Source organism: Delftia sp. NA_296.1 (assembly GCF_052692095.1).
Map to the genome: position 1 here is coordinate 411535 of NZ_JBQZGF010000003.1, position 24655 is coordinate 436189.

The window sequence follows — 24655 nt, forward strand, 5'->3', positions numbered from 1 at the left end:
GAGGTTCTTTGATATTGATCTGAGAATTGTATTATTCATGAGAATCATTCTCATTCAAAACAAAAATGACCGTATGCAATCCGATGTGTATTTCCTTTCGCGCATCGGCAGGATGCGGATGCCTGGATTCCAGGCGAAAAAAAGCCCCGCAGGCGGCAATGCCTGCGGGGCGGGTCGCAGTCTGGCGTTGACTTAGACCTGGTCGGCCGACAGGCCTGCAGTCTGGCTGAAGCCGCCGTCCACGTAGGTGATCTCGGCCGTCACGCCCGAGGCGAGGTCCGACAGCAGGAAGGCGGCCACATTGCCCACGTCCTCGATGGTCACGTTGCGGCGCAGCGGCGATGCATCGGCCACGCGGCCCAGCAGCTTGCCGAAGTCCTTGATGCCCGAGGCGGCCAGGGTCTTGATGGGACCGGCCGAGATGCCGTTGGCGCGGATGGCGCGGCCGTCTGCCGTGCGGCCCACGGCCTCGGCCAGGTAGCGCACCGAGGCTTCCAGCGATGCCTTGGCCAGGCCCATGGTGTTGTAGTTGGGGATGGAGCGCAGGGCGCCCAGGTACGACAGGGTCAGCAGCGAGGACTTGTCGTTGAGGTAGGGCAGGGCCGCCTTGGCCATCGCGGGGAAGCTGTAGGCGCTGATGTCGTGCGCGATCTTGAAGCCTTCGCGCGACAGGCCGTCCAGGAAGTTGCCGGCGATGGCCTCGCGCGGTGCAAAGCCGATGCTGTGCACGAAGCCGTCGAACTTGCCCCAGGTCGCGCCCAGGTCGGCGAACAGCTTTTCGATCTGGGCATCGTCTGCCACGTCGCAGTCAAAGATCAGCTTGGAGTCGAATTCGGCGGCGAACTCGGTGATGCGGTCCTTGAAGCGCTCGCCCACATAGCTGAAGGCCAGCTCCGCGCCCTGTGCATGGCAGGCCTTGGCGATGCCGTAGGCGATGGAGCGGTTGGACAGAACGCCCGTGATCAGCAGTTTTTTACCGGCGAGAAAGCCCATTGTTGTTCTCCAGAGAAAGTGAGTGGAAGTGCGCACCAGCTGGCGGCGACGGCCGGGGCCCGCGTCAGCGTTTGCCAGCGGAAGGGCTGGCTGCGTGGTGCAGAATTGTCGCATGCGCCATTGGATGATTTCTTCGCTGCTGCTGGCCTCGGCGTGTGTGCCGGCCTGGGGCTCGCATGCCTATGCCCTGTGGGGCGAGCCCCGCTATGCCGAGGGCTTCAGCCATTTCGACTATGTCAACGCCAAGGCCCCCAAGGGCGGCGAGCTGCGCCTGGTGAGCAATCTGCGCATCTCCACCTTTGACAAATACAACCCGTTCACCATCAAGGGGTCGTCGCCCGCCTATCTGGCGGAGCTGATGTTCGACACCCTGCTGTGGCCCTCGCTGGACGAGACCGCCACCGGCTACGGATTGCTGGCCGAAGACGTGCAGGCCGCGGCCGACGGCCTGTCCGCCACATTCCGGTTGCGGCCCCAGGCACGTTTTCACAACGGCAAGCCCGTGCTGGCCGCCGATGTCAAGTTCAGCTATGACACGCTGGTGGGCCCGCATGCACTGCCCGGCTACAGAACGCTGTTCTTCGATGTGGCGGGCGTCGATGTGCTGGACGAGCGCACTGTGCGCTTTCGCTTCAAGCAGCCGAACCGGGAATTGCCGCTGACCGTGGGGGCCATTCCAGTGTTCAGCCGCGACTGGGGCGTGGAAAACGGCAAGGCCAAGCCCTTCGACCAGGTGGTTACGGACACGCCCATCGGCAGCGGGCCCTACAAGATAGGTCCCGTGCGATTCGGCAAGGACATCACCTATGTGCGTGACCCGGACTACTGGGGCCGCGATCTGCCTGTGCGCGTTGGCACGGCCAATTTCGATCGCATCTCCGTCAAGATCTACCGCGACAACACGGCGAGGCTGGAGGCGCTGAAGGCCGGGGAGTTCGACCTCATGCGCTTTTACAGTGCCGGCGACTGGGCGCGGCGCCTGTACGGCAAGCGCTTCGACCGGGGCGAGCTGGTCAAGGGCGAGTTCAGCAACAAGCTGCCATCGGGATTCCAGAGCTATGTGCTCAACGTGCGCCGGCCTGTGCTGCAGGACGTCCGGGTGCGCCGCGCCCTGGGCCTGGCCATGGACTACGAGTGGATGAACCGGCAGATGTTCTACGGTTCCTACCAGCGCGTGCGCGGGTTGTTCGGCAACACGGCCTGCGAGACCCATGGCGAGCCCTCGCCAGAGGAGCTGGCGCTGATGGAGCCCTTGCGCAAGAGCATTCCGCCAGAGGCCTTCGGCCCCATGGCCGAGCCGCCGCGCACCGATGGCGACAGCTCGTTGCGCGGAAATCTGCGCCAGGCGCGGCAATTGCTGGCCGATGCCGGCTGGACCATTCAGGATGGCGTGCTGCGCAACGCGCGGGGCCAGGCCATGGAGCTGGAGTACCTGGACAGCAGCGAGTCGGGCATACGCCAGGTCTCGCCCTGGATACGCAATCTGGAAAAGCTGGGCATCCGGCTGCGCTTTCGCTCGGCGGACTTTGCGCTGTACCAGCAGCGCGTGGAGAAGTTCGACTACGACATCATCTCCATCGCCTACCAGGGCACGAACAATCCAGGCCAGGAATTCGCCGACCTGTTCGGCAGCCAGGCGGCGGCAACCGAGGGTTCCGGCAATTTCCCCGGCGTGAAGAACCCGGCGGTCGACGCCATGATCCGCCGCATGACCGAGGCCAAGACAGAGGCGCAACTGTTGCCTGCCTGCCACGCACTCGAACGCATCATCACGCACGGCCACTACCTGATTCCGCAGTGGAGCGCGGGCACGCACCGCATGGTCTACGACTCCTGGCGCCTGGTGCGACCGGCCGTGGTTCCGGCCTATGCGAAGGGCGAGAGCTGGGCCATGGACACCTGGTGGGCGCGTATGCCGGTGCTGACCGCGCCGCCTCCATGAGCCGGCGTTGCGGCTGTGTCGTTGCGATCCGTTGCATGATGAGGGCGTGCCCTGGCCGGAGCCCCTCCCCGCAATGGACATAATGCAAGACTTCTTATGTGGGCCTACATATTCAAACGCTTGCTGCTGATGGTGCCGACCCTGCTGGGCGTACTGCTGCTGACCTTCGTGGTCGTGCAGTTCGTGCCCGGTGGCCCGGTCGAGCAGTATCTGGCCGAGGCCAAGGCCAGCGTGGGCCGTGGCGGCGAGGGCGGTGGCCTGGCCTACCGTGGCAACCAGGGGGTGGACCCCCAGCGCATAGAGCAGATCAAGGCCCTCTACGGCTTTGACAAGCCGGCCCATGAGCGCTTCTTCCAGATGCTCGGGCAGTTCGCGCGGTTCGACCTGGGGCGCAGTTTCTTTCAGAACAAGGATGTCTGGCAGCTGATCAAGGAGAAGCTGCCGGTCTCGGCCAGCCTGGGACTGTGGACCTTTTTCATCAGCTACCTCGTTGCCGTGCCGCTGGGCATTGCCAAGGCCGTGCGGGCCGGCTCGCGGTTCGACTTCGCCACCACGCTGCTGATCCTGGTCGGCTATGCGATTCCGGGTTTCGTGCTGGGCGTGGCGCTGTTGGTGATCTTTGGCGGCCAGTTGCAGTGGTTTCCGCTGCGCGGGCTGACTTCCTCCAACTGGGACGAGCTGTCCTGGGGCGCGCGCATCGTGGACTATCTCTGGCATATCGCGCTGCCGGTGACGGCCATGGTGGCGGGCAGCTTCGCCATCACGGCCATGCTGACCAAGAATGCCTTCCTGGAAGAGATTCGCAAGCAGTACGTGCTGACTGCGCGTGCCAAGGGCCTGTCCGAGCGGCAGGTGCTCTACCGCCATGTGCTGCGCAACGCGCTGATCCCCATCGTCACCGGATTTCCGGCCGCCTTCATCGGGGCCTTCTTCACGGGCTCGCTGCTGATAGAGACACTGTTCTCGCTGGACGGCCTGGGCCTGCTCAGCTATGACAGCGTGATTCGGCGCGACTATCCCGTGGTGCTGGGCACGCTGTATCTGTTCACGCTGATCGGCCTGGTGACCAAACTGGTCAGTGACCTTTGTTATGTGTGGGTGGATCCGCGTGTACGGTTTGATTGAGCGCCCCCTGAACGGCTGCGCCGCCTCCCCCTCTTGCTTTGCGGGGGGAGCGTTCGGGCCATTGGCGGCTGGCGCAGGCCCTTGCCTGGTGTCCCTGACTTTGGGCGGTCGCGCCACTGTGATGCAGCAACATGGAAACTGAGATGCACTCCCTTGCCGCTCCAGGCGCAGGGCTGCCCGGAGCAGCGCCTGTACCGCTGGCTGTGGTGGCAGTGTCGCCAGCGCGGCGGGCCTGGATGCGGTTCAGGCGCAATCGGCTGGGGTATTGGAGCCTGGTCGCTTTTTGCGTGATGGTGGTGCTGAGCCTGGGCGCCGAGCTGATCAGCAACGACCGGCCCCTGGTGGTGCGCTATGAGGGCCAGACCTACTGGCCGCTGTGGAACGATTATTCCGAGAAGACTTTCGGCGGCGACTTCGAGACGGCCACCGACTACCTGGACCCCTTCATCCGCGACCGCCTGAGCCAGGGCGACAACTGGGCGCTGTATACGCTCAATCCCTATGGGCCACAGGCGCTGAACTACTTCGCGACCTCGCCCAATCCGGCACCGCCCTCGCGCGACAACCTGCTGGGTACGGATGACCGGGGGCGCGATCTGCTGGCCCAGCTGATCTACGGGTTTCGCGTCAGCGTGCTGTTTGCGCTGGCGCTGACGGCGTCAGGCGTGGTGCTGGGCGTGGTGACGGGGGCCGTCCAGGGTTTTTTCGGCGGCAGGACCGATCTGGCATTCCAGCGCTTCATCGAGATCTGGGGCTCCATGCCCGAGCTGTATCTGCTGATCATCTTCAGCGCGGTGCTGGCGCCCAGCGTCTCGCTGCTGCTGGTGCTGCTGTCGCTGTTCGGCTGGATGGGCCTGTCGGACTACGTGCGTGCCGAGTTCCTGCGCAACCGCCAGCTGGACTATGTGAAGTCGGCGCGGGCGCTGGGCGTGGGCAATGGCGCGCTGATCTGGCGCCATCTGCTGCCCAACAGCATGACGCCCGTGGTGACCTTTTTGCCGTTTCGCATGAGTGCGGCCATCCTGGCCCTGACCTCGCTGGACTTCCTGGGGCTGGGTGTGCCGCCTGACACCCCCAGCCTGGGTGAGCTGCTGAACCAGGGCAAGAACAGCATCGATGCCTGGTGGATCTCGCTGTCCACCTTTGCCGTGCTGGTGGTGACGCTGCTGCTGCTGACCTTCATGGGTGATGCGCTGCGCGATGCGCTGGACCCGCGCAAGGCCGCTGCCAGCGATGCCGCCCCCGGTGTCGATGCAAAGGACGCCGCATGAACGCAGAGCAGCCGGCAATGGAGCTACCTTCGCCCCCCGGCCGTGGCCGGACATTGCTGTCCGTGCGCAACCTGCGCGTGCGCTTCGGCAGCAAGGATGTGGTGCACGGCGTGAGCTTCGACCTGGCGGCAGGCGAGAAGCTGGCGCTGGTGGGCGAGTCCGGCTCGGGCAAGACCATCACCGCGCTGTCGCTGCTGCGGCTGGCTGGAGACGCTCAGCTGGGCGGCCAGGCCCTGTTCGACGGCCGCGACCTGCTGCGCCTGCCCGAGCGCGAGATGCGCGCCGTGCGCGGCGGCGACGTGGCCATGATTTTCCAGGAGCCCATGACGGCGCTCAACCCGCTGATGACCGTGGGCGAGCAGGTGGGCGAGGTGCTTCGCCTCAAGCAGGGGCTGACGCGAGCGCAATCCCTGGTTCAGGCCACCGAATTGCTGGCGACCACCGGCATTGCCGAGCCTGTGCGCCGCGCCCGCGCCTTTCCCCACCAGCTCAGTGGCGGGCAGCGCCAGCGCGCCATGATCGCCATGGCGCTGGCCAGCAGCCCGCGCCTGCTCCTGGCCGATGAGCCGACGACGGCACTCGATGTCACGCTGCGCGGCCAGATCCTGCAGTTGCTCGATGACCTGCAGCGCCAGACCGGCATGGCCGTGCTGATGATCACGCACGACCTGCATCTGGTGCGGCGCTTTGCCGACCGCGTGGCGGTGATGGAGCGCGGGCAATTGGTGGAGCAGGGCGGGGTGTCGGCGGTCATGGCGGCTCCGCGCCATGCCTATACGCGCAAGCTGCTGGCCAGCGTGCCGCGCCGCGACCTGATCGAGGTGGAGGCAGGCGCCCAGGCCACGGCTGGCGAGCCGCTGGTGCAGGCACAGGGCCTCAAGGTCAGCTATCCGGTGCCGCTGGCAGGTATGCGCGGATGGTTCGGCCAGGGGCGCTTCGTCGCCGTGCAGTCCGCAGACCTGGCGCTGTTGCCCGGGCGCACCGTGGGTGTGGTCGGTGAATCGGGATCGGGCAAATCCACGCTGGCCCAGGCCGTGCTGGGGCTGCTGCCCCATGAAGGACGGCTGCGCATTGCCGGCCATGCCTGGCAGCAGCCAGCCACGCGCAACTCGCCCGCCAACCGTGCGCTGCGGCGCAAGGTGCAGGTGGTATTCCAGGACCCGTATTCATCGCTGTCGCCCCGGCTGACGCTGGAGCAGATCGTTGGCGAGGGCCTGCGCGTGCATGCGCCGTCGCTGACGGCGCCGCAGCAACGCGACCGCATCGTGGAGATGCTGTCGGCCGTGGGCCTGACGCAGGAACAGTTTCCCGGCCTGCTTGACCGCTATCCCCACGAATTCTCGGGAGGCCAGCGCCAGCGCATCGCCATTGCACGCGCCCTGGTGCTGGAGCCCGAGGTGCTGGTGCTCGACGAGCCCACCAGCGCGCTGGATGTGACCATTCAGCAGCAGGTGCTGGGCCTGCTGCAGCGGCTGCAGCGCGAGCGGGGCCTGGCCTATCTGCTGATCACGCATGACGTGGACGTGATCCGCGCCATGGCCCATGACGTGGTGGTCATGAAGGATGGCGCCATCGTCGAATCCGGCCCCGTCGCCCAGGTGCTGGGCGCGCCGCGCCAGGCGTACACGCAGCGGCTGGTGGAGGCCGCCGGCTTCTCGGGCGACGGCATGCCCGAGGGGTTCTGAGGCAGTTGCCGGTCCGCGCTACCAGCTGCCCGTGGGATTGACTCCGTCCTGCAGGATCCACTGGACCTTGTCCACGGGCACACCCAGCAGCCGGGCCTGTGCCAGCAGGCGTGCCGCCACGCCGTCGGCCAGTTCGGGCGTGCGCGAAAGAATCCAGAAATAGCGCAGGTCCGATCCCACCACCATGGCCCAGCGGTACTCGGCATCAAGAGCCACCACGTTGTAGCCGCCGTAGAACGGGCCGAAGAAAGAGACCTTGAGCGCCGCAACGTCCGGGCCGTGCACCGTGCGGGCCTTGCCCTCGGAGGATTTCCAGCGCCGGTGGCGGGCGTCGTAGCCCCGGTTCAGCACGTGCACCGTTCCGTCGGGAAGCTGTGTGTACTCGGCCTGGGTGCGCTCCAGGCCTTTTTCGAAACTGTGGTCGATGCGGGCCACTTCATACCAGCGGCCCATGTAGCGCTGGATGTCCCAGCCGCGCACCGGCTCCACGGTAGGGGGGATGGGTGGGTTGCGCAGGCCCTTCCACAGCAACGCTGCTGCGGCGGCGCCTACGGCAAGCCCTGCCAGGCCGGCCGTGGGCAGCACCCAGGCGGGGCGGGAAGTGGATGGGGTAGTTGACTCTGTATTGGGGTGGCGGGGTGACATGGTGCGGAACTCCGTGTTCAGGCAGACGTGCATGCCAGGGTCTTGCGCGCTTGGCAGCGTGCTCCTACTTTAGGACAGAAAACCGGGCCGCAGTGTAGGCCGGCGCTGCCTGCACCGGTGCTGTGCGGGCCGCGCAACGCTGGAACTTTCCCTATGCCAGAGCAGGCCATGTGTTTTTTTGTGCGCGGTCATGCAGGTCTATGGCCTAATTGCGCGTTCTCATTTTTTTGAAGAAGGAAATGCCATGGGCAACAAGATCGTTACCGAAGCCGACCGCAAGTTCACTCCCCAGCCTCCCCTGCCCAACGGCGTCACCCTGCCGACGCCCGGCCGTGGCCAGCGCGTGAGCCGCGCCCGTGGCGCCCACACCCATACCAAGAAGAACCCCGGCAAGCGTCACCGCTGAGCACGGCGGGCCGCATGCATGCCTGCTGCGGCCACGTTCTGAAAGCAAAAGCCCTCTTTCGAGGGCTTTTGCTTTTGAGGCGGCGTTCTCAATGCTGCAGTGCCTGAAGCTTTCGGCGCAGCATCTGCACTTCCTCGATCAGGTCCGCCGTCAGCGCGGCCAGCTGAGGGTCGGCATCGAAGCTGTGCTCCAGATGGGCTATGCGGCGCGCGCGCACCAGGGTCTGGCTGCTGAAGCGCCACTGTGCCTGCGGCGCGGCCGCTTCGCCGGACGGCTCGTTTTCGCAGTACAGCACGCCGGTCTGCACACGCTCCACCACCCAGGCGGTGTTGCGCTGGCAGTGGCGGGCCAGATCCTGCAGGTCCAGAGCGCCTTCGTCCAGCAGTTCTGCGGGCTCGTAGAAGGGGTACAGCGGCGTGCTCATCGCGTGGCTCCTTGGCCCGCTGCGTGCTGGCGGGCATCGAACGAGGGAAAGGCCTGGGCCAGTGCCGCATAGGCCTGGCGCTGGGCGTCGGTCTGGGGCTCGGGCAGGGCGATGCCCAGCACCAGGTACAGGTCGCCCGGCGTGGCGGCGGGCAAGCCCTTGCCCTTGATGCGCAGCTTGCGGCCAGCGCGGCTGCCTGCGGGCACGCTGACCTCGAATTCACCGGCAATGGTGGCCACGCGGACCGGGCCGCCCAGTGCGGCTTCCCAGGGGGCCAGGGACACGGGCTGGTAGACATCCTTGCCCTCGGCCCACCAGCGCGGGTCATGGCGCAGGTGCACTTCCAGCAGCAGATCGCCTGCCGGGCCGTTGCCCAGGCCCGGGCCGCCCTGTCCGGCCAGGCGGATCATCTGGCCTTCGCGCACGCCCTTGGGAATGCTGACCTGCAATTCCTTGTCGCGCGCCACCGGGTGTCCGTCCTCATCCAGCACCGTGGTGCGCAGGTGCAGGCTGCGCTGCGCGCCCTGGTAGCTGTCCAGCAGGTCCAGCTCGATGCTGGCGTGCTGGTCCTGCCCGCGCATGTCGGGTGGGGCGCGATGCTGGCCGCCCCCGCCCGCATGGCGGGCACGCGCGCCCTGGCCGAACATCTGTGAGAAGAACTCGCTGAAGTCCGCGTCGCCCTCCGGCATGGCGCCGTCGCTGCTGCGAAAGTGAAAGTCCTGCCCTTCCCAGCCAGGTGGTGGCTGGAAGCCGCCGGCGCCGGGCCCGCTGCGGCGCGGCGCATCGGCCAGGGCGTCATAGGCTGCGCGCTTTTCGGGGTCCGACAGCACGGCATTGGCTTCGTTGACTTCGGCCATGCGCTCGGAGGCGTCCGCCTCCTTGCTGACATCGGGGTGGTACTTGCGCGCCAGCTTGCGGTAGGCCTTCTTGATGTCATCGGCACTGGCCTGCCTGTCCACGGCCAGGATGCGGTAGTAGTCCTTGTAATCCATGAATTTCCGTCCTCCGGCCCTTGCGGGCGATGTTCTGGACAAACCCGAAAGCAGCATAGCCCGGTCATGGCAGGGTCTCAACCGATGGGCCTTTTCCTGCTTGACTGGCATCTTGTGACGGGTTCATTACATTCGCGCGTCGGCAGGACGGAACAGGAGGCGTCGGACATGGCACATGGCAGTCGGTGGCGGGCTGGGCGGGGGCGCACAGGCTCCAGGGGATGGAGGGCCCTGCTGGGCGCATGGCTGGTGGCCGGCGCGTGTGGAACCTGCGGGGTGATGGCGCAGACCGCGCAGACCATGCAGCCAGCACCGGGCGTGCCCATGGCAGACCTGCCGCCCGCCGTGGTCAGCGCCCCGCTGCCCGATGTGGGCTCCATGGCCTTCAGGGTGCTGGCCTGCACGGCCTGCCATGGTCCCGAGGGCCGGGCCACGCCCAGCGGCTACTTTCCGCGCATTGCGGGCAAGCCCGCAGGCTATCTGTACCGCCAACTCAAGAACTTCCAGCAAGGGCGCCGCAGCTATCCGGCCATGAACCGGCTGATCGAATTCATGTCGGACGACTATCTGCGCCAGATCGCCACGCACTTCGCAGGCCTGGAGCTTCCCTATGCCCCGCCTGTGCCGGCGCAACTGCCGCCCGCTGAGCTCGCCCGTGGCGAGCAACTGGTCTTGCGGGGCGACGCGCAGCGCGGCCTGCCCGCCTGCGCTGCCTGCCATGGTGAGCGGCTCATGGGTGCGGGTGACGATGTTCCGGGCCTGCTGGGCCTGTCGCGCGACTATCTGAACAGCCAGATCGGTGCCTGGCGCTCCGGCCAGCGCAAGGCGGCAGCGCCCGACTGCATGGACCAGGTGGCCAAGGCGCTGACAGCGCAGGAGGTCGTAGCCGTCACGGCCTGGTTGTCATCACGCCCCGCACTGGCAGCGCCGGGCGCACATGAAGCCCTGGCCCTGCCCATGCCGCTGCGCTGCGGCGCCGTGGCCGCCATTGCTGGCCAGGAGGGCAAGCCATGAACACCCTGGCAGAAAACGCGGCAAGCGGGAACGCACACGGGCGACGGCGGCTGGCCAGGGTGGCAGGGCTGGCGTTGCTGATCATCGCCCTGCTGGGCGCGCTCCTGGTCTGGCTCAACCTGCGGGGCGAGCAGGGCGTGCACGCCTATGGCCATGGCGGCTGGTCAGGCGCGCGCGAAACGCCGGCCGCCTTGATAGAGCGCGGTGCCTACCTGGCCCGCGTGGGCAACTGCGCAGGCTGCCATACGGCGGCTGGCGGCGCCGAGTATGCGGGCGGGCGGGGCCTGCCCACCTCGTTCGGCACGCTGTACACCAGCAATCTCACGCCTGACAAGGAAAGTGGCCTGGGGCTGTGGACGGCCCAGGACTTCTGGCGTGCAATGCATAACGGGCGGTCACGGGAAGGGCGCCTGCTGTATCCGGCCTTTCCATATGACAGCTACACCCATGTGACGCGCGCCGACTCGGACGCGCTGTTTGCCTATCTGCAAAGCCTGCCTGCCGTGCGCGCGCAGGTGCCCCGGCATGCGCTGGACTTTCCCTATGGCTGGCAGGGCTCGCTGGCTGTCTGGCGCGCGCTGTTCTTCACCCCGCAGGATTGGCAGGACCGGCCGCAGAAGGCGGCTGCCTGGAATCGCGGTGCCTATCTTGCCCAGGGCCTGGGGCACTGCGCGGCGTGCCATGCACCGCGCAACGGCATGGGTGCCTCGTCCCAGGTCATGTCCGGTGGCTTTGTGGCAGGGCAGGCCTGGTATGCGCCGTCGCTGCTTGATCCGGGAGAAGCTGGCGTGCGCGCAGGCCAGGAGTCCGCCTGGGTGCAGTTGCTGCAGACGGGTTCGGGTCCTTCGGGATCGGCGCTGGGCCCCATGGCCGAAGTCGTGGCGCGCAGCACCCAGCACTGGCAGCCGCAGGATCTGCAGGCCCTCGCTTCCTACCTGCAGGAGCAGGGCGCGGCAGCAGGCCCGCCCAGGAGCAGGCCTGCTGCCGCGCCCGTGCCATCCGGGCAAATGGCCCTGGGGCGGGCCGTCTACGAGCGGCAATGCGCGGTTTGCCATGGTGCCGAGGGCCAGGGGACGCCGGGCGCGTTTCCCGCGCTTGCGGGCAATGCCTCCGTGACCCTGGCCGAACCGCGCAACCTGTTGCTGGTGCTGCTGGAGGGGGGCTACCCACCCTCCACCCGGCAGCAGCCGCAGCCGCACGGCATGCCGCCTTTCGGTCATGTGCTGTCCGACGCACAGGTGGCCGCCGTGGCCAGCTATGTGCGCAACGCCTGGGGCAACAAGGCGGCGGAAATCGGTAACATGGAGGTTTATCGCGCCCGGGAAGGGCGTGGTTTCTGAGAGGCTTTCATGGATTCAATGGCCGGCAAGCTGCCGGACGACAGCGACGCCACCCGCCCCTGGTGGGTGGTTTGCCTGTGCGCGCAATGGTGCGGCGTTTGCAACCAATACCGAAGCACGTTTGCGGAACTGGCAAGCCAGTTCCCGCAGATGCGCTTTGTCTGGCTTGATGTCGAGGACCGCGAGGACGTGGCCGGAGACCTGGACATCGAAACCTTCCCCTCGCTGCTGGTGGCCGATGGCGAGCGCGCACGTTTTCTGGGGCCGGTGCTGCCCCAGGCGGGGGTTGTGGCGCGCATGCTGCAGTCACTGGCCCAGGACCCGGGCGCGGCCCCTGCCGATCCCGCCGAGGCGCAGGCCCTCTTGCGTCGGCTCCAGTCGGCGCAGGCGCTGGAGCGCGTTGGCGTCTGAGCCTCGGGCAAGGGCGGGTGGGCCGGCATGAGGCGCCTCGTCCTGTCCCCGCTTTTGTGCGGGGCGGGCTTGGCCTGAAGGTCGTTTGCGGATACAATGACATATTCACGACCAAACGGGCGGGTACCAACCGCCCTTTTTTTTGGGCGATCTTCGGGCGACCTTCGGGATTGCCATGGGGCTCGGCGCTGTTGGGACATGGCTGCTGCCAATGTTTCAGGGGCGTTCCGGGTCTTTTGTGTTTGCAGGACTGAATTTAAATACACGTGGCACTACAGCAAATCGTTGAACAAACCGTGACAGGTCTGGGCTATGACCTGGTGGAAATAGAACGCTCGGCGGGCGGGCTGTTGCGCGTCACAATTGATTTGCCTTGGCAGCCCCCGGTGGAGGGTGAGCCGGTGGTGCCGGAGCAGTTCGTGACAGTCGAGGACTGCGAGAAGATCACGCGCCAGCTGCAGTTCGCGCTTGAGGTTGATGGCGCAGATTACACGCGCCTTGAGGTCTCCTCCCCTGGTATCGACCGCCCCCTGCGGCACGAGCAGGACTTCACCCGCTTTGTCGGTGAAGTCATCGACCTGACCCTCAAGGAGCCCATCGGCGCCGCCGCTGAAGGGCAGGTCAGCGCCAATCGCAAGAAATTCCGCGGCACGCTGGAGCGTGCCGAAGATGGTGGCTGGCAGATCGTCTGGAGCGACGAGCCACCCGTCAAGCCTGGCCAGAAGGTCAGCAAAAAGCGTGTTCCCGCGCCCCTGCAGGCGCTGGGCTTCACTCTGGAGGAGCTGCGCGAGGCGCGTCTGGCTCCCATCGTGGATTTCAAGGGGCGTTCTGCCAAGCCGGTCTGATCGGAGCAGGCAGGGTACGTCGAATCATTGGGGCAGGAAGGGCACTGCCATCCCCTTCCTGTGTGATTGAAATAGGAGAGTCGTCGCATGAATCGCGAATTGTTGATGTTGGTAGAAGCCATTTCGCGCGAAAAGAACGTGGAGCGCGATCTGGTGTTCGGTGCAGTGGAATCGGCCCTGGCCCAGGCCACCAAGAAGCTGTACCAAGGTGAGGTGGACATCCGCGTGGCCATCGATCGCGATAGCGGTAACTACGACACCTTCCGCCGCTGGCTGGTGGTGCCCGATGATGCGGGCCTGCAAAACCCCGATGCCGAAGAAATGCTGATGGACGCACAGGACCGCGTCCCCGGTATCTCCGAAGGCGAGTACATCGAGGAAGAGATCGAGTCGGTGCCCATCGGCCGCATCGGCGCCATGGCGGCCAAGCAGGTCATCCTGCAGAAGATCCGTGACGCCGAGCGCGAAATGCTGCTCAACGAGTTCCTGTCGCGCGGCGACCGGATCTTCACGGGCACCGTCAAGCGCATGGACAAGGGCGACATCATCGTCGAGGCCGGCCGTGTCGAAGGACGCCTGCGCCGCAACGAGATGATCCCCAAGGAAAACCTGCGCAACGGTGACCGCGTGCGGGCCATGATCATGGAAGTGGACGCCACGCTGCGCGGCGCGCCCATCATCCTGTCGCGCTCGGCGCCCGAGTTCATGGTCGAGCTGTTCCGCAACGAAGTGCCCGAGATCGAGCAGGGCCTGCTGGAGATCAAGAGCTGCGCTCGCGATTCCGGCAGCCGCGCCAAGATCGCCGTGCTCAGCCATGACAAGCGTGTCGATCCCATCGGCACCTGCGTCGGCGTGCGAGGCACCCGTGTCAACGCCGTCACCAATGAACTGGCTGGCGAGCGCGTGGACATCGTGCTGTGGTCCGAAGACCCTGCACAGTTCGTGATCGGCGCGCTGGCTCCGGCCAATGTGTCGTCCATCGTTGTGGACGAGGAAAAGCATGCCATGGACGTGGTGGTTGACGAGGAAAACCTCGCCATCGCCATCGGCCGTGGCGGTCAGAATGTTCGCCTGGCTTCCGAGCTCACCGGCTGGAAGATCAACATCATGGACGCGGCTGAGTCTGCGCAAAAGCAGGCGGACGAGTCCGCTGTTGCGCGCCAGCTGTTCATGGAAAAGCTCGATGTGGACGAGGAAATCGCCAACATCCTCATCGAGGAAGGTTTCGAGACCCTGGAAGAAGTGGCCTATGTGCCGCTGCAGGAAATGCTCGAAATCGAGGCGTTCGACGAAGAGACGGTGAACGAGTTGCGCACCCGGGCGAAAGATGCACTGCTGACGCAGGAAATCGCGCACGAGGAAAACGTGGGCAAAGTGTCGCAGGATCTGCTGACGCTCGAGGGAATGACTCCGGAGATCGTGGACAAGCTGGCCGAGGCCGATGTGCACACCCGAGACGATCTGGCCGATCTGGCCATCGACGAGTTGACCGAGCTGACCGGGCAGACCGAGGAAGAAGCGAAGGCTTTGATCATGAAGGCGCGTGAACACTGGTTCACCGAAGGGCAAGAGTAAGGTCAGGGAGGTTCAGAGCATATATGTCCAGTAATACGGTTGCCGAGTTTGCAAGAGAGCTCAACAAGACCCCTGACACGTTGCTGCAGCAGCTCAAGGCTGCAGGCGTCGCCAAGGACAACGCATCGGATGCGTTGACCGACGGCGACAAGCAGCAACTGCTCAGCCATCTGCAGGCCAGCCACGGAAGTGGCGCCAAGAAGATCACGCTGACCAAACGGTCCACAAGCGAGATCAAGCAGGCCGATTCGTCGGGCCGCGCCCGCACCATCCAGGTGGAAGTGCGCAAGAAGCGCACCTTCGTCAAGCGTGACGAGGTCGCCGAGGGCGCCTCCGATCCCGCTGTCGTTGCCGCTGCCCAGGAGCAGCGCGCGGCATCGGAGCGCGAGTCCCAGGATCTGGTGCGCCGCGAAGGGGAAGCACGTCGCCAGGCCGAAATGATCGGCCGCGAGGAGGAAGAATTGGCACAGCAACGCCGTGAGCGCGAAGAGCGCGAACTAGTTCAACAACGCGAACGAGAAGCCGAAGAGCGCGCAAGCGCCTATGCGGCTGCAGAAGCCGCAAAGATCCTCGAGGCCAACCGCGCAAAGCAGGAAGCTTCGCGTGAGCAGGCTGCCGGCCAGGCCGCGCGCGCCGAAGCCCAGGTTGCGGCTCGCGTCAAGGCCGAGGAAGAATCCAAGGCCCGCGCGGCCGAGGAAGCCGAACGCGCCAAGGATCTGGAAGACCGCCGCCGCAAGGCGCTGGCCGAGGCCGAAGCCATTCGCGCCATGATGGCTGCGCCCAAGAAGGTGCTCGTGGCCAAGAAGCCTGAAGAGCCCAAGCCCGTGGCCAAGCCTGCAGCGCCCGCTGCCGGCGATGCCAAGAAGACCACGCTGCACAAGCCCGCTGGCACGACCGCCGGTGGAGCCGGTGCGCGTGCGGGTGCGCCTGCCGGTGCCGGCAAGGAAGTCAAGTCCGCCAAGCTCTCGTCGAGCTGGGCTGGCGATGGCAAGAAGAAGGAAATCAAGACCCGTGGCGACAGCTCCGGTGGCGTGGGTGGCCGTTCCAACTGGCGCGGTGGCCCGCGTGGCGGCCGTCGTGGCAATGACCGTCATGACGGTCAGCACCAGAGCGCGGCAGCGGAATTCCGTGCCATCGAAGTGCACGTGCCCGAGACCATCACCGTGGCCGAGCTGGCCCACAAGATGTCGGTCAAGGCGTCCGAGCTGATCAAGGTGCTGATGAAGATGGGCCAGATGGTCACCATCAACCAGCCTCTGGACCAGGACACGGCCATGATCGTGGTCGAGGAAATGGGCCACACGGCCAAGGTCGCCGCGCTGGACGATCCCGAAGCCTTCACGGCCGAGGAAGTGTCCCAGCAGGAAGCTGCCCAGGAGTCGCGTGCTCCCGTGGTCACCGTCATGGGCCACGTGGACCACGGCAAGACCTCGCTGCTGGACTACATCCGCCGCACCAAGGTGGCGTCGGGCGAAGCCGGTGGCATTACCCAGCACATCGGTGCCTACCATGTGACGACGCCCCGCGGCATCGTCACCTTCCTGGATACCCCGGGCCACGAGGCCTTCACGGCCATGCGTGCCCGTGGTGCCCAGGCCACCGACATCGTCATCCTGGTGTGCGCTGCCGACGACGGCGTGATGCCCCAGACCAAGGAAGCCATCAAGCACGCGAAGGCGGCTGGTGTGCCCATCGTGGTTGCCATCACCAAGGCCGACAAGCCCGATGCCAACCTCGACCGCGTCAAGCAAGGCCTGGTGGCCGAGCAGGTGGTGCCTGAAGAGTACGGCGGCGAGTCCCCGTTCATCGCCGTGTCCTCCAAGACCGGCCAGGGCATCGACGAGCTGCTGGAGCAGGTTCTGCTGCAGGCCGAAGTGCTGGAGCTGACCGCTCCCGTGGAAGCCGCTGCCAAGGGCCTGGTCATCGAAGCCCAGTTGGACAAGGGCCGCGGCCCTGTGGCCACGGTGCTGGTGCAGTCCGGTACGCTGAAGGTGGGCGACGTGGTGCTGGCAGGCCAGACCTACGGCCGCGTGCGCGCCATGCTGGACGAAGACGGCAAGCAGACCAAGTCTGCCGGCCCCTCCATCCCGGTGGAAATCCAGGGTCTGTCCGACGTGCCCCAGGCCGGCGACGACTTCATGGTGCTGCAGGACGAGCGTCGTGCCCGCGAAATCGCGACCTACCGCGCCGGCAAGTTCCGCCACACCAAGCTGGCCCGCCAGCAGGCTGCCAAGCTCGAGAACATGTTTGCCGAAATGGGTGCAGGCGAGGTCCAGACCCTGCCCATCATCATCAAGGCCGACATGCAGGGCTCGCAGGAAGCGCTGGGCACATCGCTGCTCAAGCTCTCGACCGACGAGATCCGCGTTCAACTGGTCTACTCGGGCGTGGGCGGCATCAGCGAGTCCGACGTGAACCTGGCGCTGGCCTCCAAGGCCATCATCATCGGCTTCAACGTCCGGGCAGATGCCCAGGCGCGCAAGACGGCCGAGAGCAACGATGTGGACCTGCGCTACTACAACATCATCTACGACGCAGTCGAAGAGGTGAAGGCGGCCATGTCCGGCATGCTGGCTCCCGAGCGCAAGGAAGAGATCATCGGCATGGCCGAGATCCGCACCGTGTTCGTGGCTTCGAAGATCGGCACCGTGGCCGGCTCGTACATCACGCAAGGCCAGGTCACGCGCAATGCGCATTTCCGCCTGCTGCGCGAGAACGTGGTCATCTACACGGGCGAGATCGAATCGCTCAAGCGCCTGAAGGACGACGTCAAGGAAGTCAAGGAAGGCTTCGAGTGCGGTATCAAGCTCAAGAACTACAACGACATTCGCGAAGGCGACGTGCTCGAAGTGTTCGAGATCAAGGAAATCGCGCGCTCGCTGTAATTCGCCATGGCAACACGCAAGTCCGCTGCGCCGAATCGCAGCTTCAAAGTCTCTGACCAGATCCAGCGTGATCTGGCAGAGCTGATCGCGCGCGAGTTGAAGGACCCGCGCGTGGGCATGGTCACGCTGCAAAGCGTGGAGGTGACTCCGGACTATGCCCACGCCAAGGTCTACTTCAGCCTGCTCGTGGGCGATCCACAGGCGACGCAGGAAGCGTTGAACCAGGCTGCAGGCTTCCTGCGCAATGGCCTGTTCAAGCGCCTGCACATCCACACCGTGCCCACGCTGCACTTCATCTACGACCGCACCTCCGAGCGTGCGGCCGACATGAACGCCTTGATTGCCAAGGCCGTTTCTTCGCGCGGAAAGGAAGAGTAGCCCCATGAACGCGCCACGCACAAGGGTGCAGCGGCGCCCTGTGCATGGGGTGTTGCTACTCGACAAACCGCTGGAGCTGTCCAGCAACGACGCCTTGCAAAAGGTCAAGTGGTTGCTGCGCGCCGAAAAGGCCGGACACACCGGCACGCTGGACCCGTTGGCCACCGGCGTGCTGCCGCTGTGCTTCGGTGCGGCGACCAAGTTCAGCCAGTTGCAGCTTGAAGCTGCCAAGACCTACGAGGCGATTGCGCGCCTGGGCCAGACCACGACCACGGCCGATGCCGAGGGCGAGGTGCTGCGCGAGCGCGCCGTTGACCTCGCCGCCCTCACGGCCGAGCGATTGGCCGCCGTGCAGGCGCAGTTCACGGGTGCGATCCGCCAGGTGCCACCCATGTACAGCGCCCTCAAGAAGGACGGCAAGGCTCTCTATGAATATGCGCGTGCCGGCATCGAAGTCGAGCGCCCGGCGCGCGAAGTGACAATCCACGCACTGGAGCTTTCGCTGACGCAAGACAGCGAAGGCCTGCCTGCGATCCGGATGCTGGTGACCTGCAGCAAGGGCACCTACATCCGCACGCTGGCCGAGGACGTGGGCGAGGCCCTGGGCTGCGGCGCGCACCTGCGCGCGCTGCGCCGTATCGACACCGGGGGGCTGGGTGTCGAGCGCTGTATCTCGCTGGAGGCGCTGGCCGCCATGGGCGAGGGCGAGCGTCTGCAGCAGTTGCAGCCTGTCGACGCCCTGCTGGCCAGCCACACGGCTGTCACGCTGGGCGAGCAAGATGCGGCCCGTTTTCTCACGGGCCTGCCCCGCAAGGGCGCTTGGGCCGATGCCGAGGCGGTGGCTGTGTATGGCGAGAACCCACAGGCTCTGCTGGGAGTGGGGCGCGTGGTGCGTGGGGAACTCATCCCCGGGCGCCTGCTCAGTTCACTGGAAATTCAACAGATTTTGGAAGACACGCCGCGCCCATGACGCAGCGGCAATGGGAAAACACTATGAGCAAACAAATCCGCAATATCGCGATCATCGCCCACGTGGACCACGGCAAAACCACCATGGTGGACCAGCTGCTGCGCCAATCCGGAACCTTCGCCGAGCACGAGAAAGTCGTGGACACGGTGATGGACAACAACGCCATCGAACGCGAGCGTGGCATCACCATCCTGGCCAAGAACTGCGCCGTGAGCTGGAACGAGACGCACATCAACATCCTCGACACACCCGGCCACGCGGACTTCGGCGGTGAAGTGGAGCGTGCCCTGTCCATGGTGGACGGCGTGGTGCTGCTGATCGACGCGCAGGAAGGCCCCATGCCCCAGACGCGCTTCGTGACCAAGAAGGCACTGGCCCTGGGCTTGAAGCCCATCCTCGTGGTCAACAAGGTGGACAAGCCCGGTGCGCGTCCCGACTACGTGGTCAACGCCGCCTTCGACCTGTTCGACAAGCTGGGTGCCACCGACGAGCAGCTGGACTTCCCCGTGGTGTACGCCTCGGGCATCAACGGCTGGACCTCGCTGGAAGAAGGCGCTCCTGGCGAGCAGTGGGGTCCCGACATGTCGGCCCTGTTCGACACCATCCTGAAGCACGTTCCCGCCGTCAAGGGTGATCCTGCCGCTCCGCTGCAAATGCAGATTTCGGCGCTGGACTACTCCACCTTCGTGGGCCGTATCGGCGTGGGCCGCATCACCTCCGGCACGCTCAAGCCTTCGACCGACGTGCTGGTCATGGAAGGTCCTGACGGCAAGAGCTACAAGGGCCGCATCAACCAGGTTCTGAAGTTCCAGGGCATTGACCGCGTGCAAGTGACCGAAGCCGGTCCCAGCGACATCGTGCTGGTCAACGGCATCGCCGACCTGGGCATGGGCGTCACGCTGACCGACCCGCTGAACCCCCAGCCGCTGCCGATGCTCAAGATCGACGAGCCCACGCTGACCATGAACTTCTGCGTCAACACCTCGCCGCTGGCAGGTCGTGAAGGCAAGTTCGTGACCAGCCGCCAGATCTGGGACCGCCTGCAAAAGGAACTGCGTTCCAACGTGGCCCTGCGCGTCAAGGAAACCGACGAAGACGGCATCTTCGAAGTGTCGGGCCGCGGCGAACTGCACCTGACCATCCTGCTGGAAGAAATGCGCCGTGAAGGCTACGAGCTGGCCGTGTCCAAGCCCCGCGTGGTCTACCGCGACGTGGACGGCGTGCGCCACGAGCCTATCGAGCTGGTGACGGCCGACATCGAAGAAGGCCACCAGGGTGGCGTGATGCAGGCCCTGGGCGAGCGCAAGGGCGAGCTGGTCAACATGGAACCCGATGGCCGCGGCCGCGTGCGCCTGGAGTACCGCATTCCTGCGCGTGGCCTGATCGGCTTCACCAACGAATTCCTGAACCTGACCCGTGGTTCCGGCCTGATCTCCAACATCTTCGACAGCTACGAGCCGCACAAGGGCGAAATCGGCGGCCGCAAGAACGGTGTGCTGATCTCCATGGACGAAGGCGAAATCTTCACCTACGCCCTGGGCAAGCTGGATGACCGTGGCCGCATGTTCGTCAAGGCCAACGATCCCGTGTACGAAGGCATGATCATCGGCATCCACAGCCGTGACAACGACCTGGTGGTCAACGCCACGCGTACCAAGCAGCTGACCAACTTCCGCGTGTCCGGCAAGGAAGATGCCATCAAGATCACGCCCCCGATCGACCTGTCGCTGGAATACGCGGTGGAATTCATCGAGGACGACGAGCTGGTGGAAATCACCCCCAAGAGCATCCGCGTTCGCAAGCGCCACCTGTCCGAGAACGAGCGCAAGCGCGCTTCGCGCGGCGCATAAGCGCTGTTGCGACCAGGGCGCACGCAAGCCGCATGGCTTCACCGCCCTGACTGTCAAAGGCCGCATCTGCGGCCTTTGTCTTTTTGGCGCGCCGCTCTCAGGTGTGCCGGCGCAACGGCAAAGGAACTGCTGCTGCTGTTGCTTGCTACTGCTTGCTACTGCAGCTGCAGCAGCAACTCGCGCAGGCGCTGCCCGGCCGCTGCGCTTTGCTGCGGATTGAGCGCCAGGGCCAGGCCGATGGAGGGCAGGTTCTCGGTATCTGCCAGCGCGCGGAACACCACCCCCGGCGTGCTGCCCTTGGCCACCACGGCTGGCACCAGCGCCACGCCCAGGCCCGCACCCACCAGGCTGACCAGGGTCTGCGCCTGCACGGCATGCTGCTTGACCTGTGGCATGAAGCCCGCGTTCTGGCAGGCCAGCACCACCAGCGCGTGCAGGCCGGGCACCTCGCTGGGGCGGTAGTTGATGAAGGGCTGGTCCGCCAGGTCCCGCAGCCGCAAGGCGGGCCGCTGCAGCAGCGGGTTGCCTTCGGGCAGCACGGCCACCAGCTCGTCCTTTTCCACGGGCGTGATGGACAGCTCGGTGGCCTGCGTCACCGGGTAGCGCAGCAGGCCGGCATCGAAATCGCCGCTGGCCACCTGCGCGCAGATCTCGCGCGTGGTCGATTCGGTCAGCACCAGGTCGATCAGCGGATATTCGCTGCGAAAGGCCTGCACCAGCCGCGGTATCAGCGAGAACGTGGCCGAGCCTATGAAGCCTATGTGCAGGCGCCCGCGCTCGCCGCCGGCCGTGGCGCGCGAGACCTCCTGCATCTGGCGCGCATGGTGCAGGGCCAGCTCGGCACTTTCCAGGGCCGCCTGGCCTGCCTCGGTCAGCGCCGTGCCCCGGCGGTCGCGCTGGAACAGCTGCACGCCCAGGCTGTCTTCGAGCCGGCGGATGGATTGGGACAGCGGCGGCTGCGACATGTGCAGCTGCTCGGCCGCCTGCCGGTAGTTGAGCGTGCGGGCCAGGGTGACGAAGTGACGCAGTTGGCGCAGGTCCATTGATATCCACCGTGTATCAGCGATGCTGAATTAAGTCTTAGACGCGACTTCAAAGATATCAAATACTGGCTCCCTGAAGCAACATGGAGACCACAGTGCAGGCTGCGTTGACAGGGATTCGGGTGCTGGATCTGTCCAGCGTGGTGTTCGGGCCGCTGGCCAGCCAGATGCTGGCCGACTATGGCGCCGAAGTCATCAAGATCGAGCCGCCGGCCGGCGACTCCACGCGCCATACCGGCCCGGCCGTGGAGCCCGGCATGGCCGCCATGTTCATGGGCACCAACCGCAGCAAGAAGAGCGTGGTGCTGGACCTCAAGCAGGAAGAATCGCGCCAGGCCCTGCATGCGCTGCTGGCCACGGCCGATGTGTTCATGCACAGCATGCGGCCGCAAAAGCTGGCCCCGCTGGGCCTGGACCCCGCAACGCTGCGCGAGCGCTATCCGCGCCTGGTCTATGCAGGCCTGCATGGCTTTGGCGAGGACGGCCCCTATGCAGGCATGCCCGCCTATGACGATGTCATCCAGGGCATGAGCGGCCTGGCCGACCTGATGGAGCGCCAGACGGGCGATGCGCGCTACCTGCCCACCATTGCGGCCGACAAGACCTGCGCCCTGGTGGCCGCGCATGCCGTGCTGGCGGCGCTGTTCCAGCGCGAGCGCAGCGGCCATGGCTGCTTTGTGGAAGTGCCCATGTACGAGACCATGGTGGGCTTCAACCTGGTCGAGCATTTCTACGGCATGCACTTCAGCCCGGCGCTCAGCGGCGCAGGCTACCCGCGCGTGATGGCGCCCTGGCGCAAGCCCTACAGAACGCTGGACGGCCACGTCTGCATGATGCCGTACACCGATGCGCACTGGCAGCGCTTCTTCGCCGCCGTGGGCCAGCCGCAGCTGGCCCTGGACGCGCGCTTTGTCAGCCAGGCCAGCCGCACGGCCCACATTGCCGAGCTGCTGGAGACCGCTGGCGAGCATGTGGCGCTGCACGGCACCCGGTACTGGCTCGATACCTGCCAGCGCCTGGAGATTCCCGCCGCCCCCGTGGCGCGCATGGACGATCTGCCCGCCGATCCGCATCTGCAGGCCACGGAGTTCTTCGTGCCGCTGCAGGACCCCGCCATGGGCACCGTGCACCTGCCTCGCTCCTCCGTGCGCATGGATGGCCGGCAGGCCCCCATGGGCATGCCACCGCGCCTGGGCGAGCACACGGCGGCGCTGCTGGCCCAGGCGGGCTGGAGCGCCGAGCGCATCGCCGGCCTGCAGATCACGCAACAGGAGACATGAGATGACAGTGAACACCCCGCAGCCCCACCCCGGCGCCGCCTGGAACGCCGTGCCCCGCATGGGCCAGGGCTTTTTCTGGCAGGACCTGCAGGTTGGCCAGCAGCTGCGCACCTTCCGCCGCACCGTGACCGAGTCCGACCTGGTCGCCTTCATCAACGCCACGGGCATGCTGGAGGCCATCTTCATCGAGGAGGGCTACGACGGCGGCGCCATTGCCGGCCGCCCCGTGCCGGGCGCCATGACCTATGCGCTGATCGAAGGCTTCATCCTGCAAAGCATGATCCAGGGCACGGGCCTGGCCATGCTGGAGCTGCACCAGAAGATCCTCGGCCCCGTGCTGGTGGGCGACACCATCGAGGCCCTGGTCGAAGTCACCGCCATCAAGCCCACCTCCAAGGGCAACCGCGCCGTCGTCACTTCGCGCATCGAGGTCTTCAACCAGGGCCGCCAGAAGGTCATGGAATACACGGCCGTGCGCCTGCTGGCCGGGCGCAGCTAGGCGGCCACAAGCATTCCCATAACGACATCAGGAGACAAAAGCATGGACAAGCAGATCGACAAGGCGGCCCGCAATAGAAGGCGCCGCATGGCGCTGGTCACCCTGGCGGCCCCTATTGCGGCGGCTGCGGCGGTGGCAGTGGGGGCGTCACTGCCTGGCGCCGCGCTGGCGCAGCAGCCCTGGCCCAGCAAGCCCATCACGATGGTCGTGCCCTTCCCGCCGGGCGGGCCCACCGACCTGGTGGCGCGTGTGCTGGCCCAGCAGGTCGGCCAGCAACTGGGCCAGACCGTCATTGTGGACAACCGGCCCGGAGCCAATGGCAACATCGGCAATGCCCTGGTGGCCAAGGCCGCGCCCGATGGCTATACCGTGCTCTACAACACCTCGTCCATTGCGCTGAGCCCGTCGCTCTACAAGAAGATGAGCTACGACGTGGGCAAGGACCTGATGCCTGTGGCGCTGACGGCCGTGGTGCCGCTGGGCCTGGTGGTCAACCCCAAGCTGCCGGTGAAGAACGTGCAGGAGTTCGTGCGCCATGCCAGGGACAAGACCGGCCAGCTGTCCTATGGCTCGGCCGGCAACGGCAATGTCACCCACCTGGCGGCCTTCCAGGTCGTGCAGCACTACCAGATCGAGGCCAGCCACGTGCCCTACAAGGGCAGCGCGCCGGCCGATGTGGATCTGGTGGCCGGGCAGATCGACTTCATGACCGACACCATCAATTCCGTCGCACCCTTCATCAAGGAGGGGCGGCTCAAGCTGCTGGCCGTCAGTTCCTCCAAACGCCTGCCCAACTTCCCCGATGCACCCACGCTGGCCGAAAGCGGCATGTCCGGCTTCGAGGCCGGTGCCTGGCAGGGCGTGATGGTGCCGGCCAAAACGCCGGCCGCCATCATCCAGCGGCTCAACCAGGAGCTGATGCGCGCGCTCAAGGACCCGGGCGTGGTCGAAAAGCTGCAGCTGCAGGGAGCCGAAGGCCTGGGCTCCACGCCGGAGGAATACGGCGCCTACATCCGCAGCGAGATCAAGCGCTGGGCCGGCGTGGTCAAGAGCACGGGCGTCTCTCTGGACTGAGTGCGGGG

At 65.9% G+C, this 24655-nt stretch carries 23 protein-coding genes; 18 read left to right on the top strand and 5 right to left on the bottom strand.

Translation table 11 applies throughout. From position 1 onward, the window contains the following. Nucleotides 1-37 precede the first annotated feature (37 nt). Nucleotides 38-196, top strand: coding sequence for a hypothetical protein (locus ACUTR7_RS09755; RefSeq protein WP_156897953.1), 159 nt, complete (start codon nt 38-40; stop codon nt 194-196). Here ACUTR7_RS09755 and fabI read toward each other — a convergent pair. After that, on the bottom strand, nt 193-993 hold the full coding sequence (fabI, locus tag ACUTR7_RS09760) for an enoyl-ACP reductase FabI (RefSeq protein ID WP_034392136.1): 801 nt from the start codon (nt 991-993) through the stop codon (nt 193-195). The two genes, ACUTR7_RS09755 and fabI, sit on opposite strands and share 4 nt — an antisense overlap. Nucleotides 994-1105: 112 nt before the next feature. On the opposite strand from fabI, the gene ACUTR7_RS09765 reads away from it, so the two are divergent. The 4 genes from ACUTR7_RS09765 (at nt 1106) to ACUTR7_RS09780 (ending at nt 7016) form a co-directional block, all read left to right on the top strand. Further along, the gene (locus ACUTR7_RS09765; protein WP_043796336.1) at nt 1106-2935 is read left to right on the top strand and encodes an extracellular solute-binding protein; all 1830 of its coding nucleotides are present in this window, start codon (nt 1106-1108) and stop codon (nt 2933-2935) included. A 96-nt stretch (nt 2936-3031) separates the two neighbouring features. Then, nucleotides 3032-4060, top strand: a complete 1029-nt coding sequence (locus ACUTR7_RS09770) for a microcin C ABC transporter permease YejB (RefSeq protein ID WP_013803046.1) — start codon at nt 3032-3034, stop codon at nt 4058-4060. Nucleotides 4061-4203: 143 nt separating this feature from the next. After that, complete coding sequence (locus ACUTR7_RS09775) at nt 4204-5331, top strand: ABC transporter permease (protein WP_085929073.1); 1128 nt, start codon at nt 4204-4206, stop codon at nt 5329-5331. Then, nucleotides 5328-7016 carry an ABC transporter ATP-binding protein gene (locus ACUTR7_RS09780; protein WP_043823549.1) on the top strand — a complete coding sequence of 563 codons (1689 nt, stop codon included), beginning with the start codon at nt 5328-5330 and terminating at the stop codon, nt 7014-7016. Before ACUTR7_RS09775 ends, ACUTR7_RS09780 begins: the two co-directional genes overlap by 4 nt. Nucleotides 7017-7034: 18 nt before the next feature. Here ACUTR7_RS09780 and ACUTR7_RS09785 read toward each other — a convergent pair whose 3' ends face one another. Beyond that, a complete protein-coding gene (locus tag ACUTR7_RS09785; RefSeq protein ID WP_034398350.1) occupies nt 7035-7661 on the bottom strand; it encodes a lipocalin family protein in 627 nt (208 codons plus the stop codon). Between the two features lie 244 nt (nt 7662-7905). Between ACUTR7_RS09785 and ACUTR7_RS09790 the strand changes: the two genes are divergently transcribed. Further along, nucleotides 7906-8067: a hypothetical protein gene (locus ACUTR7_RS09790; RefSeq protein WP_012204826.1), complete on the top strand. Its 162-nt coding sequence runs from the start codon at nt 7906-7908 to the stop codon at nt 8065-8067. Nucleotides 8068-8155: 88 nt separating this feature from the next. Here ACUTR7_RS09790 and ACUTR7_RS09795 read toward each other — a convergent pair whose 3' ends face one another. Together ACUTR7_RS09795 and ACUTR7_RS09800 are read right to left on the bottom strand one after the other, a co-directional pair. Continuing rightward, entirely contained in the window at nt 8156-8491 is a 336-nt protein-coding gene (locus ACUTR7_RS09795; protein ID WP_034392145.1) for a chaperone modulator CbpM, read from the bottom strand. Next, nucleotides 8488-9483: a DnaJ C-terminal domain-containing protein gene (locus ACUTR7_RS09800; protein WP_071955077.1), complete on the bottom strand. Its 996-nt coding sequence runs from the start codon at nt 9481-9483 to the stop codon at nt 8488-8490. The genes ACUTR7_RS09795 and ACUTR7_RS09800 overlap by 4 nt, the downstream gene beginning before the upstream one ends. A 168-nt stretch (nt 9484-9651) precedes the next feature. Here ACUTR7_RS09800 and ACUTR7_RS09805 point away from each other — a divergent pair, with 168 nt between their 5' ends. The 9 genes from ACUTR7_RS09805 to typA all read left to right on the top strand — a co-directional run bounded on the left by ACUTR7_RS09805 (nt 9652) and on the right by typA (nt 20751). Then, nucleotides 9652-10497: a c-type cytochrome gene (locus tag ACUTR7_RS09805; RefSeq protein WP_445608714.1), complete on the top strand. Its 846-nt coding sequence runs from the start codon at nt 9652-9654 to the stop codon at nt 10495-10497. Beyond that, nucleotides 10494-11837: a c-type cytochrome gene (locus ACUTR7_RS09810; protein WP_445608715.1), complete on the top strand. Its 1344-nt coding sequence runs from the start codon at nt 10494-10496 to the stop codon at nt 11835-11837. Before ACUTR7_RS09805 ends, ACUTR7_RS09810 begins: the two co-directional genes overlap by 4 nt. A 9-nt stretch (nt 11838-11846) precedes the next feature. After that, a complete protein-coding gene (locus ACUTR7_RS09815) occupies nt 11847-12248 on the top strand; it encodes a thioredoxin family protein (protein ID WP_013803038.1) in 402 nt (133 codons plus the stop codon). A gap of 266 nt (nt 12249-12514) precedes the next feature. Then, on the top strand, nt 12515-13093 hold the full coding sequence (gene rimP / locus ACUTR7_RS09820) for a ribosome maturation factor RimP (protein ID WP_034392158.1): 579 nt from the start codon (nt 12515-12517) through the stop codon (nt 13091-13093). Between the two features lie 87 nt (nt 13094-13180). Further along, nucleotides 13181-14668 carry a transcription termination factor NusA gene (nusA, locus tag ACUTR7_RS09825; protein ID WP_012204833.1) on the top strand — a complete coding sequence of 496 codons (1488 nt, stop codon included), beginning with the start codon at nt 13181-13183 and terminating at the stop codon, nt 14666-14668. Between the two features lie 23 nt (nt 14669-14691). Then, nucleotides 14692-17553 carry a translation initiation factor IF-2 gene (gene infB / locus ACUTR7_RS09830; protein WP_013803037.1) on the top strand — a complete coding sequence of 954 codons (2862 nt, stop codon included), beginning with the start codon at nt 14692-14694 and terminating at the stop codon, nt 17551-17553. A 6-nt stretch (nt 17554-17559) separates the two neighbouring features. After that, nucleotides 17560-17931: a 30S ribosome-binding factor RbfA gene (gene rbfA / locus ACUTR7_RS09835; protein ID WP_012204835.1), complete on the top strand. Its 372-nt coding sequence runs from the start codon at nt 17560-17562 to the stop codon at nt 17929-17931. 4 nt (nt 17932-17935) lie between these two features. After that, nucleotides 17936-18901 (top strand): tRNA pseudouridine(55) synthase TruB, encoded by a 966-nt coding sequence (truB, locus tag ACUTR7_RS09840; RefSeq protein WP_012204836.1) that lies wholly within the window; start codon nt 17936-17938, stop codon nt 18899-18901. 23 nt (nt 18902-18924) lie between these two features. After that, a complete protein-coding gene (gene typA, locus ACUTR7_RS09845; protein ID WP_034398352.1) occupies nt 18925-20751 on the top strand; it encodes a translational GTPase TypA in 1827 nt (608 codons plus the stop codon). A 155-nt stretch (nt 20752-20906) separates the two neighbouring features. Here typA and ACUTR7_RS09850 read toward each other — a convergent pair whose 3' ends face one another. Then, nucleotides 20907-21794: a LysR family transcriptional regulator gene (locus ACUTR7_RS09850; RefSeq protein WP_197943060.1), complete on the bottom strand. Its 888-nt coding sequence runs from the start codon at nt 21792-21794 to the stop codon at nt 20907-20909. An 83-nt stretch (nt 21795-21877) separates the two neighbouring features. Here ACUTR7_RS09850 and ACUTR7_RS09855 point away from each other — a divergent pair, with 83 nt between their 5' ends. The 3 genes from ACUTR7_RS09855 to ACUTR7_RS09865 are packed head-to-tail and all read left to right on the top strand — an operon-like array spanning nt 21878 to nt 24647. After that, a complete protein-coding gene (locus ACUTR7_RS09855; protein WP_445608716.1) occupies nt 21878-23074 on the top strand; it encodes a CaiB/BaiF CoA transferase family protein in 1197 nt (398 codons plus the stop codon). A 1-nt stretch (nt 23075) separates the two neighbouring features. Then, nucleotides 23076-23573 carry a MaoC family dehydratase gene (locus ACUTR7_RS09860; protein ID WP_445608717.1) on the top strand — a complete coding sequence of 166 codons (498 nt, stop codon included), beginning with the start codon at nt 23076-23078 and terminating at the stop codon, nt 23571-23573. 42 nt (nt 23574-23615) lie between these two features. Next, complete coding sequence (locus ACUTR7_RS09865; RefSeq protein ID WP_445608718.1) at nt 23616-24647, top strand: Bug family tripartite tricarboxylate transporter substrate binding protein; 1032 nt, start codon at nt 23616-23618, stop codon at nt 24645-24647. Nucleotides 24648-24655 lie beyond the last annotated feature (8 nt).